General features: G+C 68.6%; 14 protein-coding genes. 4 read left to right on the forward strand and 10 right to left on the reverse strand.

The window, feature by feature from the left end; translation table 11 throughout:
• Positions 1 to 18 precede the first annotated feature (18 nt).
• Positions 19 to 708 (reverse strand): DUF2071 domain-containing protein, encoded by a 690-nt coding sequence (locus tag NJQ98_RS05790; protein ID WP_262176860.1) that lies wholly within the window; start codon positions 706 to 708, stop codon positions 19 to 21.
• Between the two features lie 40 nt (positions 709 to 748).
• Positions 749 to 1435 carry a YqjF family protein gene (locus NJQ98_RS05795; protein WP_262176862.1) on the reverse strand — a complete coding sequence of 229 codons (687 nt, stop codon included), beginning with the start codon at positions 1433 to 1435 and terminating at the stop codon, positions 749 to 751.
• A gap of 94 nt (positions 1436 to 1529) precedes the next feature.
• On the opposite strand from NJQ98_RS05795, the gene NJQ98_RS05800 reads away from it, so the two are divergent.
• From NJQ98_RS05800 to NJQ98_RS05810, 3 genes are read left to right on the forward strand one after another with little or no spacing between them, the layout of a single operon-like run.
• On the forward strand, positions 1530 to 2030 hold the full coding sequence (locus tag NJQ98_RS05800) for a macro domain-containing protein (protein ID WP_262176865.1): 501 nt from the start codon (positions 1530 to 1532) through the stop codon (positions 2028 to 2030).
• On the forward strand, positions 2027 to 2284 hold the full coding sequence (locus tag NJQ98_RS05805; RefSeq protein ID WP_262176868.1) for a DUF8145 family protein: 258 nt from the start codon (positions 2027 to 2029) through the stop codon (positions 2282 to 2284). Before NJQ98_RS05800 ends, NJQ98_RS05805 begins: the two co-directional genes overlap by 4 nt.
• Positions 2281 to 2604, forward strand: coding sequence for a hypothetical protein (locus NJQ98_RS05810; RefSeq protein ID WP_262176871.1), 324 nt, complete (start codon positions 2281 to 2283; stop codon positions 2602 to 2604). Before NJQ98_RS05805 ends, NJQ98_RS05810 begins: the two co-directional genes overlap by 4 nt.
• A gap of 204 nt (positions 2605 to 2808) precedes the next feature.
• On the opposite strand, the gene NJQ98_RS05815 is transcribed toward NJQ98_RS05810, so the two are convergent.
• The 4 genes from NJQ98_RS05815 to NJQ98_RS05830 all read right to left on the reverse strand — a co-directional run bounded on the left by NJQ98_RS05815 (position 2809) and on the right by NJQ98_RS05830 (position 7736).
• Positions 2809 to 3786, reverse strand: a complete 978-nt coding sequence (locus NJQ98_RS05815) for an aldo/keto reductase (protein WP_262176874.1) — start codon at positions 3784 to 3786, stop codon at positions 2809 to 2811.
• Positions 3787 to 3847: 61 nt separating this feature from the next.
• On the reverse strand, positions 3848 to 4936 hold the full coding sequence (locus NJQ98_RS05820; RefSeq protein WP_262176876.1) for an ABC transporter permease: 1089 nt from the start codon (positions 4934 to 4936) through the stop codon (positions 3848 to 3850).
• Positions 4929 to 6833: an ABC transporter permease gene (locus NJQ98_RS05825; RefSeq protein WP_262176878.1), complete on the reverse strand. Its 1905-nt coding sequence runs from the start codon at positions 6831 to 6833 to the stop codon at positions 4929 to 4931. Before NJQ98_RS05825 ends, NJQ98_RS05820 begins: the two co-directional genes overlap by 8 nt.
• Positions 6834 to 7736, reverse strand: a complete 903-nt coding sequence (locus NJQ98_RS05830) for an ABC transporter ATP-binding protein (protein WP_262176879.1) — start codon at positions 7734 to 7736, stop codon at positions 6834 to 6836.
• Between the two features lie 60 nt (positions 7737 to 7796).
• On the opposite strand from NJQ98_RS05830, the gene NJQ98_RS05835 reads away from it, so the two are divergent.
• The gene (locus tag NJQ98_RS05835; protein WP_262176881.1) at positions 7797 to 8222 is read left to right on the forward strand and encodes an SRPBCC family protein; all 426 of its coding nucleotides are present in this window, start codon (positions 7797 to 7799) and stop codon (positions 8220 to 8222) included.
• 11 nt (positions 8223 to 8233) lie between these two features.
• On the opposite strand, the gene NJQ98_RS05840 is transcribed toward NJQ98_RS05835, so the two are convergent.
• The 4 genes from NJQ98_RS05840 to sucC all read right to left on the reverse strand — a co-directional run bounded on the left by NJQ98_RS05840 (position 8234) and on the right by sucC (position 11853).
• Positions 8234 to 8470 (reverse strand): transcriptional regulator, encoded by a 237-nt coding sequence (locus NJQ98_RS05840; protein ID WP_262176884.1) that lies wholly within the window; start codon positions 8468 to 8470, stop codon positions 8234 to 8236.
• A gap of 141 nt (positions 8471 to 8611) precedes the next feature.
• The gene (locus tag NJQ98_RS05845; protein ID WP_262176887.1) at positions 8612 to 9607 is read right to left on the reverse strand and encodes a sensor histidine kinase; all 996 of its coding nucleotides are present in this window, start codon (positions 9605 to 9607) and stop codon (positions 8612 to 8614) included.
• Between the two features lie 222 nt (positions 9608 to 9829).
• On the reverse strand, positions 9830 to 10702 hold the full coding sequence (gene sucD / locus NJQ98_RS05850; protein WP_262176889.1) for a succinate--CoA ligase subunit alpha: 873 nt from the start codon (positions 10700 to 10702) through the stop codon (positions 9830 to 9832).
• Complete coding sequence (gene sucC / locus NJQ98_RS05855) at positions 10702 to 11853, reverse strand: ADP-forming succinate--CoA ligase subunit beta (protein ID WP_262176890.1); 1152 nt, start codon at positions 11851 to 11853, stop codon at positions 10702 to 10704. Before sucC ends, sucD begins: the two co-directional genes overlap by 1 nt.
• Positions 11854 to 12043 lie beyond the last annotated feature (190 nt).

Raw genomic sequence — 12043 nt, forward strand, 5'->3', positions numbered from 1 at the left:
TGTTGTCAGTTCCGCCCCTCAGTCGAGCCACAGCGGCTTGAACGGGGCGACCCCGAGTTCGTTCCCGGGGCTGTAGTGGAGTAGCGGGTCGCCGACCGGCTCGGGAAGGCCCAGCGTCGACAGCAGGTCGCCCTCGACGGTCCCCTCGACCGGCCCGAGCTTCCAGGGGTCGTGGCCGACGTGCCCGACGAACCGGGCGCCCAGCGGCCCGCCGCCGAAGACGCGGAACCGCTCGACGAAAAACGACGCCAGCGAGTCCGGCGGCGCGGCCGTCGCGGGCCCGTCTCCGGGCGTGTACCGGACGGTGAGGGCCCGCCGGCCGTCCACGTCCAGCGTCCGCTCGGTCCGGGCGTCGCCGTCACCGTCGCGGCGAGCCACCCGGCCGTCGCGGTAGTTCAGCCGCAACAGCGGGCCGGCGGCGCTGGCTATCGGGTCCGTGGTGAAGGCCGCGAAGAAGTACAGCCCGCGCTGGTCCTCGGGCCCCCGGACGTAGGTCCGGACCGTGACCGACTGGGCCGGGTTCCCCAGGTCCACGCCGACGGCCGAGACGCCGGCGACGGTGTGATGGATGGCCGTTATCCAGGCGTCTCCGGCCGCCCGCTCGACGGTGAGCCAGTCGGGGAGGGTCCGCTCTAGGGCCTCGGGGTCGACCGGCCAGTGACAGAAACAGACGTCCGCGACGCGGACGGTGAGCGGCTTTCTCGACACGGTGGCTCTCGGGACCGCGCTCCCTTGAGTGTCACGTCGGTCACAGCCGGTGGAGCCGACCGGCCGTCACGTCGATACCGGGGCTGTAGTAGACGAGCGGGTCCCCCGACGGGTGGTCGAACCCGTTGGCGGCGAAGAGCTCGTTCGCCCGGATGTCGGCCGTCCCCGCCTGCAGCGGCCACGGTTCGTGGTCGATGTCGGCGTAGTAGATGGCGCCGGCGTCGTCGGCGACGTAGAACCGGTAGCGTGAGACGAGAAAGTACTCCAGGGACCGCGGGGCCGGCTCGTGGGTCTCCGCGCCGTCGGCGGGGCCGTAGGTGGCGTCGAAGTCGGCCCGGGGCGCGCGGTCGTCGGTCCGACGGCTGCGAAAGCGAACGCCGTCGCCGGTCCGCCGAACGGTCATCGACGCGCGGTAGTACGGCAGCTCGAACAGCCGCCGGGCGACGGCGACGCTCAGCCGGTCGTCGGCGTCCAGGTTGTAGAAGTAGACGCCCCGGGTCTCCCCGTCGGTGACGTACGTCCGGAGGTTCAACTCGCCGAACGCGCGGCCGATGGGACTCCCCCGCGGGCGGATGTCCCGCATCTCGAAGGGGACGACACCGAGCCACGCCTGCCCGTTCTTGATATCGACGGTCAGCCCGTCCGGGAGCGTCGCCGCGACGACGCTCGGCTCGACCGGCCAGTGACAGAAGCCAACGTCCCGCCACTCCATCCGTAACAGGTCCATAGCGGGCGTTTGGGACTCGACGATCATCGGAGTGGCGTGGGGTGAGTCACCGTGTCCCACTAAAACTTTCACCCTGACGCTCACACTGTCGCGTATGGAGTTCGACGTCATCCAGGGTGACATCGCCGCCCAGTCCGCCGACGCGCTGGTCAACGCGGCAAACACCAGCCTCCGGATGGGGTCGGGCGTCGCCGGGGCGCTCAAGCGGGCGGCCGGGTCCGGCATCGACGACGAGGCCGTCGCCAAGGGGCCGGTCGAACTCGGCGGTGTGGCGACGACGGAGGCCTACCGGCTGGACGCCGACTACGTCGTCCACGCCGCGGCGATGCCCGCCGGCGGCCAGGCGACGGCGGCGAGCATCCGCGACGCGACCCGGAACGCGCTGGCGGAGGCCGACGCGTTGAACTGCCAGTCGCTGGTCATGCCGGCGATTGGCTGTGGCATCGCCGGCTTCGATTTCGACGAGGGCGTCCGCATCATCTCGGAGGAGCTCGCCGCCTTCGAGCCCGACTCGCTGTCGGACGTGTCCCTCATCGCCTACGACGCCGACGAGTTCGAGCGGATGCGACAGGTAGCGACGGAGGTCCGGGCGTGAGCGGCGACGGCTCCGCCACCGACGCTGACGGCCCCGCGGAGCCGGTCGTCTGTCCGGTCTGTGGCGCCGGCTTCGAGTCCGTCTCGGTCCACGACGAGGGGCTGATGGTGAACATGCGCGACAACGACCGCTACCAGCGGGTCTGCCTGGAACCGGTCAGCGACGACGGGACGGCGCTCATCCGGTTTTTCCACCACACCCACGAGCAGGCCGGGAGCGACGGGCCCGGGAGCCCGGGGGGACGGATACCGTGACCGAACAGGCGTCCCGGCCGCCGTCGCGCTGGTGGCTCCCCATCGCGGGTATCGTCGCGGTGATGGTCGCTCAGGCGGCTACGACCGTACTCCTGCCGCCGGACCCGGTCACGACGCTGCCGCTCCTGCCGCTCGCCGCTGCCGGGTTCGTCCTCACTATCTGCTCGCCGGTCTGTGTCCACCTCGACCGGCGGTACGTCACCGCCGTCTCCGACTGGGTGCCCTCGGGCTGGTACTACTGGATGGCGCTGCCACCGCTGACGCTCGTGCTGGCGCCGCTGTATCTCCTCCGGCGCCATCAGCACGTCGGCGTACCCTGACGGGGTCGGTAGTCTCGTTCCGTCGAGGCGCGATTCGAGGGCGGCTGTCGCTGTGTTCTACAACCTGCTGCTCCGCGGGTCGCTTCGCTCCCCGCTCCGCTTCGAGGTCCTTTCCCTCGGTCAGCACCTCGCTCCTGCTCCGCGGGTCGCTTCGCTCCCCGCTCCGCTTCGAGGTTTGCGGTCGCTGTGCTCCCGCAAACCTCGCTACTCGTGGCCCGACACCGGCACCGGCTCGTAGGGCTCCTCCAGATACGTGACGTCGCTGTCGGCGAGGTCGATGTCCAGCGCGGCGACGGCGTCTTCGAGGTGTTCGACGCTCGTCGTGCCGACGATGGGGGCGTCGACCCACTCCTTGTCCAGCAGCCAGGCCAGCGCTATCTGGGCCATCGTCGCGTCGTACTCCCCCGCCAGCTCCTCGACGCGCTCGTTTATCTCCCGGCCGCCGCCGGCGAAGTAGGGGTGCTCGCGGGCGTAGTCGTCCGTCTGTCCCCGCGTCGTCGCTTCGAACTCCTCGTGGGGGCGGGCGAGATACCCCCGGGCCAGCGGGCTCCAGGGAACGACGCCGACGTTCTCGCGGTCACAGAGGGGCAGCATCTCGCGCTCCTCCTCCCGATACAGCAGGTTGTAGTGGTTCTGCATCGTCTGGAACCGCTCCAGCCCTTCGAGGTCGCTCGTCCGCAGCGCCTCGGCGAACTGGTAGGTCCACATCGAGGACGCCCCCACGTATCGGCTCTGACCCCGCCGGACGATGTCGTCAAGCGTGCGCAGCGTCTGCTCGATGGGCGTGTCGTAGTCCCAGCGGTGAATCTGGTAGAGGTCGACGGTGTCCATCCCGAGCCGCTCCAGGGAGTTCGACAGCTCCTGTTCGAGGGTCTTCCGCGAGAGCCCGCCCGAGTTGGGGTTGTCCTCGTCCATCTCGAAGTAGCCCTTCGTGGCGACGACCTGACTGTCGCGGTCGTAGTCCGCCAGCACGTTCCCGAGGACGCGCTCGGACTCGCCGACTGAGTACATGTTCGCGGTGTCGAAGAAGTTGATGCCGAGGTCGATGGCCCGCTCGATTATCTCCCTGCTCTCGTCCTCGTCCAGCACCCAGTCGCGCCACTCCGAGCTACCGAAGCTCATGCAGCCGAGACAGATGCGGCTGACCTCCATCCCCGTCGAACCGAGTGTGGTGTACTCCATATCGGAACGGCGGGCGCCGACGGCAAAAAACAACCGTCGGTCTCGCCGACAGCGGCCCCGGTCAGAACGCGCTGGCGTCGACGCTGCCGACGTATTTCCTGGCGACTGCGTACCCCAGGACAGCCACCACGACCGTCCCGACGACGGTCGCGTAGGTCGACAGCGTCGGGCTGTCGACGGCGAGTTTCGCGACCGTCGTCGCTGGGTGTTCGGGCAACACCACCGCGGCGCCGAACACGACGAGCGATAGCACGGAGTACAGCAGCTGTGCGGGCCGGCGCTTGCCCGTTGCCACCCCCAGCACGACGCCGATGGTGACGACCAGCGCCGCGACCGCCGCGACGAACAGGAGGATGATGGCGACGTTCGCCACGGGGATGCCGTTGACCGACAGCAACAGTATCCACAGCAGCGACTGGACGGGCGCCAGTAGCGCCATCCCCAGGGCCTTCCCGTCGACGATGTCGAGCAGGCTGACCGGCGCGACGCGCAGCAGCTCCAGCGTCCCGCGCTCCATCTCCTCGGTGATGGTGTCGACCGCCACCGACCCGCTGATAAACGCGGGGAGGAAGAGCAAGAGGGGAATCAACACCGTGTAGGTGAACCCGAAGTAGGGGCTGGCGCTGATTTCCGGCGGCAGCGGGACCGGGTTCTCGTCGAGCGAGCCCGACCGCTCGAACCGCTCCTGGCGCTCCAGCGTCTCCAGCACCCGCCGGACGTTGACGACGATGAGCGTCGAGCGTATCGACCCCTCCGGGATGCGGGCCGTGACCGATATCTTCTGCCCCGGCCCCTCGGCCGACTCGACGTAACTGGCGTTCAGCAGGGCGTCGGCCCGGCGCTGCTCGAAGGCCAGGCGGGCCTCGTCGGCGTCCTCGAACTCGGTCATCTGTGCGCCCTCGTGTTCGGCGCCGGCTTCGAGCAGCTTCTCGCGCGCGTCGCCGGTGACGGCCATCTCGACCTCGCCGGTCGAGACGGAGCCGGGGTCGTACAGGGAGGTCAGGCCCACGACGAGGAACGAGGAGAAACCGGCCACGAACAGCTGGATGAGCAGGGCCAGCACGATGGTCTTCTCGCGGGAGAGCGAGCGAACGTCCCGGCGGGCGACCACGATGCGCGGGTCCCGATACCAGGGGCGGTCGTCACGCAAGGCTGGTCACCACCGTGAGGTTGTAGGCGAAGTGAACCACGACCGCCACCCCGACGGCGGCGACGTACGCCCAGCGACCGCGCCGGGCCCCGACCGACGAGATGGCCGCCGTCACCGCGTGGAGGGCAAGCGGCGCAAAGAGGAACAGCAGGGCCACGACCCACAGCGGGACGCCGGCCGGCGGCGTCGCCCCCATGGTCGCGGCGTCACCGATAGGCAGGCTCTCCAGGTCCGAGAGGCGAACGATGAGCAGCCCCTTCTCGGCGAGGAAGAAGCCCAGCCCGGAGAGCGCGCCGAGCCCGATAGCCGACCGGAGCGTCCGCTCGTAGCGAGCGTGTGCGTAGCCGGCGTAGATGTGGAGGCTCTTGCCCAACTCCTCGACGACGGCCACGACGCCCAGCACGAGGACGATACCCAGCGACTGGTTGGTTCCGAAGACGTTCAGCGACACCGAATCGAGGACGAACAGGAACGCGATGGCGCCCAGTTCGGCGACGATGACGAACGGGATGAGGATGGCGCTCATCTTCAGCGCGCTCCGGCGGGACTTGATCTGTCCCGCCAGCGCGTCGAGCACCTTCAGCGGAATCGAGCGCTGGGTGAACATGTCCTCCTCGCGGTAGAGTCCGGCGCCGAGGCCGAAAAGGACGAGCGCGGTGAGCAGCGGCGGAATCGTCGAGAACGCGAACTCGCCCAGCGAGATGGACCGGCCGGTGAGGTCCATCACCACGAGCGTCAGCGGCGAGATGAGCGCGATCGGCGTCACGTCGGTGAAGATGGCCGGAACGAACGCGTAGGAGGTCAGCGACACCGTGATGGTGACGGTGACGAAGGTCAGTTCCTTGAACGACCGCGCGAACATCGCGCCACAGAACGTCGCCGAGAGGAAGAGCAGGGCAATCGGGAGGACCGCGGCCACCGCGATGAGGCTCCCGCTGGGCGCGATACCCGAGAAGCGCAACAGCGCGGTAATCGCCGTCGCGACGCCCATCGCCCCGAGGAAGTACGGCAGCGTCTTGCCGCCGATGATGTCCCCGCGGGAGGCCGGCGTCACGAGCAGCAGTTCGCCCCGGCGGTTCAGCCGCTCCGAGAGCATCGAGGAGCCGTAGGCCTGGATGACGAAGTTCATCGGGACGATGTAGAGGAACGCGAGCACGAGCGACTCGAACGGGAACGGCGGCGAGATGTCGCCGGGCGTGCCGCCCGCGACGTCGCCGGTGAGACGGGCGCCGATACCGCCGAGGTCCGCACCGCCGCCACCGGCCGCCGTCTGCTCGCCGCCACCCGCGCTACCGTCGCCTCCGCTTCCACCGGTGCCGCCACCACCGGTCGCCGTCGCGGCGCCGCCGGAGCCCCCACTGCCCTGCTCGTCGGTCCCGTTCCCGCCGTCGTCGGTCGACTGGCCGTCGCTACCGCCGTCGGTCCGGGTGTCGAGCGCGCTGCTCCCGTTTTGCTCCTGGTAGACCAGGGTTACCGACACCGGGAAGGCCGCGGTCTGGTTGTCGTCGCGGGCCATCGTCCGGTCGTTGTACGACTCGGTGCTGCTCCGGAACGCCTCCAGCGCGGCCGCCTGTTTCTCGGTCCGGGGCCGGCTGACCCGGGTCGTCTCGTAGACCGTGAGTTCCTGCTCACCCCGTTCGAGCGCGCTGGGATTTGGCTCCTGGATTCGGAAACTCGGGTCGTCGTCGGCGACGTCGTAGTACGGGCTCGACTCCTCGACGCCGATGCGGTAGATGTCCGCGTTCAGCCCGGGCCCGCCCCCGCTGACGGCGACGGCCGCGACAGAGCCCATCGCGAGGATGGCAAGCGCCATCACGACGACCGTCTTCCTGTCGACGCCGCCGGCGTTTTTCGTCACCTCCCACTTCGCGACCCGCAGCAGCTTCCCGGGGCGCATCTACTCGCCGTCCTCCCCGACGTAGCGCGTCCCCCGCGTGCCGGCCTCGGCGACGTTGAGGAACACCTCTTCGAGACTGGACTCCTCGGTGCGGATGTCGACCACCTGTCCGCCGGCGTCCTCCGCGGCGGTCCGGGTCGCCTCGACGGCGTCCATGCTGTCTACCTGCGTCCGGAAGTTGCCGTTTTCGCGGACGGCGTCAGGCACCTCGACGGTGGTGTAGACGTGATACCGCGTCTCGCCGTACTCGGCCTGCAGTTCCGCTAGGTCACCCCGGGCGACTATCTGGCCCTCGTTCATGATAGCGACCCTATCGCAGATAGACTCGACGTGAAAGAGGTTGTGCGCCGAGAAGACGATGGTCTTGCCCTCCTCGGCGAGCTGCTCGGTGAACTCGATGACGTAGTTCGTCGTCAGCGGGTCCAGCCCCGACGCGGGCTCGTCGTAGATGAGCACGTCGGGGTCGTTGATGAGCGACCGCGCGATGGCTACTTTCCGTTTCATCCCCTTGGACATGTCCCCCAGCTTTCGCTCCTTGTGTTCCAGCTGGAGTTCGTCTAGGGTCTCGTGCATCCGTTCCTCGGCCACGTCCGCGGGCACGTCGTAGAGGTCCGCGAAGAACTTCAGATAGGAGACGGGCGTCATCTCCTCGTACAGCGGCGACTCCTCCGGGAGAAAGCCCAACTGCTGGCGCATCTCCGTCGTCTCGGTGTCCAGGCCGGCTATCTCGGCGGTGCCGCCCGTCGGTTCGAGCAGGCCGGCGAGCATCTTCAGGGTGGTCGTCTTCCCGGCCCCGTTGGGGCCGATGACCCCGAACACTTCCCCCTGGTCCACGGAGAAGGTACTCCCCTCGACGGCGACGAAATCGCCGTATTCCTTGCGGAGGTCGCGGGCGTCTATCATCTGGCCGGCGGTTATGCCCGGACTAACCTATACTTTGGTACCGCCCTATCCGTTCTGATAATGCCACCCGCTCTCGGTGAGACCGCCACCAGCGTCGAACGGACGCCCGACGGTCGACGACTCCTCGTCCGTCGGACCGTCGACGCCCCTATCGACGCCGTCTGGACCGTACTGACGGATACCCGGCGCTGGCCCGACTGGGGACCGTCTATCACCGCCGTCGAGTCGGCCGACCGGTACATCACGTCGGGGAGCCGCGGTCGGGTCCAGGTGCTGGGCGCCGTCCGGCTCCCCTTCGAGATAACGACCTGCCAGAACTACCGGTGGACGTGGACGGTCGCCCGCGTGCCGGCCACCGGCCACTTCGTCGAGACCCACCCCGCCGGGAGCGTCGTCGGGTTCGAACTCCCGCTCGCCGCCTTCGGCTACGTGCCCGTCTGCCGGCGGGCCTGTGCTCGCATCGGCGCCCTCGCTCGGACCGCGTGAGCGGCGGACGACTACCGTTTCGCGACTCGCGCGTCGGATACCTGGTGGATGTCGTCGTCGATGCCGCTTCCCGAGCAGTCCTCGTTCGGGCAGCGATAGTGCCATCCGTCCTCCGTGGCCGCTCGCTCGGTGAACCGACCGCCACACTCGTCACAGTACAGCTGCCCGGCGGAGCAGGTGTCGAGGTGGAGTTCGAGTTCGAGTTCGGTCCCGAATGTCCGCTTGCAGTTCCGGCAAGTGTGGGGCATATCCGAATATTCAGATTCCGTCCTTATAGCTACACCGGAACGTTCACAACGCGAGCGCGGAGGCGACGATTCGACACGTTCTGGGCGCTGTAACGCGATTTCTTCTCAGTTTGCCGGAGTCGGTTGTGCGGTTCGGAGACCCTACCGGTAGCCGATGTCGAACCTGGCGCCGCCGGCCTCGCTCTCGCCCGCGACGATGTCCCAGCCGTGGGCCGTCGCGACGCGTTCGGCCACGAACAGCCCGTACCCCTCCCCCTCCCGGGCCGTGCCGTACCCCTGCTCGAAGACGCGCTGTCGGTCCTCGGCGGGGATGCCCGGCCCGTCGTCGGCGACGTAGAAGCCGGTCCCGGTGTCGCCGACGGTGACGGTCGCATCCTCGCCGGCGTGGACTACGGCGTTCTCGAACAGCCGTTCGAGGACGAGCCGGAGGGAGTCAGGGTCCGCCTGGACCGTCGGAGCGGTCTCGACGCGGAGGTTGTCGGCCGACCCGCCGATATCGTCCCACGCCCGTCTGGCCGACTCGGCCAGGTCGACGGGGTCCGTGTTCCGGACTGGAGCGGTGAGACTTGCGATAGTCGACAGCTCCGACAGCAGCGACTCCACCCGCCCCACGGACCGCTCGATGGCCTCGCCGTGCGTGTCCTCGACGTCGAGGAGTTCCAGCCGGCCGGTGACGACGTTCAGGGGGTTTTTCGCGTCGTGGGCGAGCGAACCGGCGATGGCGTCCCAGCGCTCCGCCTGGGCGATACCGTCCAGCGCGGGAATCCTGACGTGGGCCTCGATGCGAGCGGCCAGTTCCTCGGTCCTCGCTTCGGTCCACGCCGAGAGGTACTCCGTGACCCCGGCCGAGAGGGCCGCCTCGACCCGCTCGGGGTCGACGGCCTCGCTGACCAGGACGACCGGAAGCGTCCAGTCGCCCCCGCGGACGCGACGGAACATCTCCACGCCGTCGGTCGCCGGCGGGTCGTCCACGACGACAAGCGCGTCGGCGTCGGCCAGTTCGTCGAAGGGACCGCCGGCGTCGACGGTCACGACGGTGACGGACGACCTGTCGGCCAGTGCCGCCGGCAGCCCGGAGCTACCGCCGGCCTCAGTCCCAGCGACTGCGACTCGCCGCTCGGGAGCCTGTTCGTTCATTCAGTTATAGTTCGAAAACCTAGGTAAAGAAGGCGTCGGCCGGATAGTTCAGGTTCCGGCCGCCGATTGTCAACGCGAATGTTGGTGTCGGTTTACATGAATACGTCCGCGCCTCTGCTTGTCAGCTGGCTAGAACCGGCCGACGGTCGCCGCAGCGTCATAGGAATACGTCCGCGCCTCTGCTTGCCGGCCGGATAGAACCGGCCGGCGGTCGCCGCGGACCTATAGGAGGTCTTCGACGTGTTCGGCGACCTCGTTCGGCGTGTCGCCGACGGCGACGCCGTTGTCCTCCAGCGCGGATATCTTGGATTCGGCGGTGCCGGTCCCGGAGCCGGAGACGATGGCACCGGCGTGGCCCATCCGCTTGCCCGGCGGTGCGGTGCGGCCGGCGATGAAGCCGACGACGGGCGTGTCCATGTGCTCGCCGATGTAGCGGGCCGCTTCCTCCTCGTCCTCGCCGCCGATTTCCCCGCACATCGCGACGACGTGCGTGTCGGGGTCGGCCTCGAACAGCTCCAGGGCGTCGATGAAGTCGGTCCCGATAATCGGGTCCCCGCCGATGCCGACGGCGGTCGACTGGCCCAGACCGCGCTCGGTCAGGTTGTCGACGACCTGGTAGGTCAGCGTCCCGGAGCGGGAGACGAGGCCGACGTTGCCCGACGAGAAGATGTTACCCGGCAGGATGCCGAGCTTGGCGACGCCGGGGGTGATGACGCCCGGACAGTTCGGCCCGACGAGGTGCGTGTCGGTCTCCTGCAGCTTGCGGTAGACCCGAGCCATGTCCTGGGTCGGGATGCCCTCGGTGATGGCGACGACGAGGTCGAGCCCCGGGGCGTCGAGCGCCTCGAAGCAGGCGTCCCCGGCGAACGCGGGCGGGACGAACACGACCGAGGCGTTGGCGTCCTCCTCGCGAGCGGCCTGGTGGACCGTGTCGTACACCGGGACGCCGGCGACCTCCTGGCCGCCACGGCCCGGCACCGCGCCGGCGACGACGTTGGTGCCGTACTCCAGCATCTGCTCGGTGTGGAACTTCCCTTCGCCACCTGTGACTCCCTGTACGACGACGCGCGTGTCTTCGTCGACTAGAACGGACATTATTCTTCCTCCTCCTCTTCCGCGTGCTGGACCGCTCGCTGGACGGCGTCTTCGAGCGTGTGCTCGACCGTCACGAGGTCCTCGTTCAGAATCTCCATCCCCTCCTCGGCGTTGGTGCCGGCCAGGCGCACCGTCACCGGCTTGGGGATTACGTCGAACTGTTCCAGGGCCTGGTTGATGCCGTTTGCCACCTCGTCACCGCGGGTGATGCCCCCGAAGATGTTGAAGACGACCGAGTCGACGTTGTCGTCGGAGAACACCATGTCGAGGGCGTTGGCGATGCGGTCGGCCTTCGCGCCGCCGCCGACGTCCAGGAAGTTCGCGGGCTCGCCGCCGTAGTAGTCCACGAGGTCGAGCGTGGTCATCACGAGGCCCGCGCCGTTGCCGATGATACCGACGTTGCCCGACAGCCGGACGTAGTCGAAGCCGTACTCGTCGGCCTTCTGTTCGAGCTCGTCGCCCTCCTCGGCCTCCTCGCCCATCGCCTGCAGTTCGGGCTGGCGGAACAGGGCGTCGCCGTCGATGTTCATCACGGCATCAGCGGCGACAACGTCGCCGTCGCCCGTTATCATCAGCGGGTTGACCTCGACGTCGCTGCCGTCGCGGTCGTCCCACAGCTCGTACAGCGTCGTCAGGACGCGGGCGACGTCGTTGGCGACCTCGCGGTCGACGCCGGCCTCGTAGACGACCTTGCGCGCCTGGAACGGGTGCATCCCGAACGCGGGGTCGATGTGCTCGCGCGCGATGGCCTCCGGGGTCTCCTCGGCGACCGACTCGATGTCGACGCCGCCTTTCGTCGAGACCATGGCGACGGGGCGGCCCTCGCCGCGGTCCATCGTCACACCGACGTACAGCTCGTTGACGAAGTCGACGGCCTCCTCGACGAGGACCTTCGAGACGTGAAAGCCCTTGAGGTCCATCCCGAGGATGGAATCCGCGGCCTCGCGGGCCTCCTCCTTGTCCTCGACGAGCTTGATGCCGCCGGCTTTCCCGCGGCCACCGACGTGTACCTGTGCCTTGATAGCGACCGGATATCCGATGTCCTCGGCCGCATCGACGGCCTCGTCGACTGTCTCGGCCAACGTGGACGCGGGTGTGGGAACGCCCGCGTCGGCGAAGACCTGTTTCGCCTGGTATTCATGCAATCGCATGTCATGCGAAAGGGCGGGGCGGGGCGGTTTAAATCCGTCTTTCGCGGCCGGCCCCGCCGGCTGTAGTCGCCCCATGATTGTGCAGAAAAATGGTTTAGAACCGAACGTTCCGACAGTCCGCCGGCGCCGCCGTCTCTCGGGCCGGTGACGCTTCGCAGGCGACGGCGTTTTGACCCGCCCGCTCGCTCGT

Source organism: Haloarcula laminariae (assembly GCF_025457605.1).
Taxonomy (GTDB): Archaea; Halobacteriota; Halobacteria; order Halobacteriales; family Haloarculaceae; genus Haloarcula; species Haloarcula laminariae.

Excerpts from the sequence above, each read along its gene's own strand:
- NJQ98_RS05795 (WP_262176862.1), bottom strand. The coding sequence starts at position 1,435 with ATGGACCTGTTACGGATGGAGTGGCGGGACGTTGGCTTCTGTCACTGG.
- NJQ98_RS05800 (WP_262176865.1), top strand. The coding sequence starts at position 1,530 with ATGGAGTTCGACGTCATCCAGGGTGACATCGCCGCCCAGTCCGCCGAC.
- NJQ98_RS05815 (WP_262176874.1), bottom strand. The coding sequence starts at position 3,786 with ATGGAGTACACCACACTCGGTTCGACGGGGATGGAGGTCAGCCGCATC.
- NJQ98_RS05825 (WP_262176878.1), bottom strand. The coding sequence starts at position 6,833 with ATGCGCCCCGGGAAGCTGCTGCGGGTCGCGAAGTGGGAGGTGACGAAA.
- NJQ98_RS05830 (WP_262176879.1), bottom strand. The coding sequence starts at position 7,736 with ATGATAGACGCCCGCGACCTCCGCAAGGAATACGGCGATTTCGTCGCC.
- NJQ98_RS05835 (WP_262176881.1), top strand. The coding sequence starts at position 7,797 with ATGCCACCCGCTCTCGGTGAGACCGCCACCAGCGTCGAACGGACGCCC.
- NJQ98_RS05840 (WP_262176884.1), bottom strand. The coding sequence starts at position 8,470 with ATGCCCCACACTTGCCGGAACTGCAAGCGGACATTCGGGACCGAACTC.
- NJQ98_RS05845 (WP_262176887.1), bottom strand. The coding sequence starts at position 9,607 with ATGAACGAACAGGCTCCCGAGCGGCGAGTCGCAGTCGCTGGGACTGAG.
- sucD (WP_262176889.1), bottom strand. The coding sequence starts at position 10,702 with ATGTCCGTTCTAGTCGACGAAGACACGCGCGTCGTCGTACAGGGAGTC.
- sucC (WP_262176890.1), bottom strand. The coding sequence starts at position 11,853 with ATGCGATTGCATGAATACCAGGCGAAACAGGTCTTCGCCGACGCGGGC.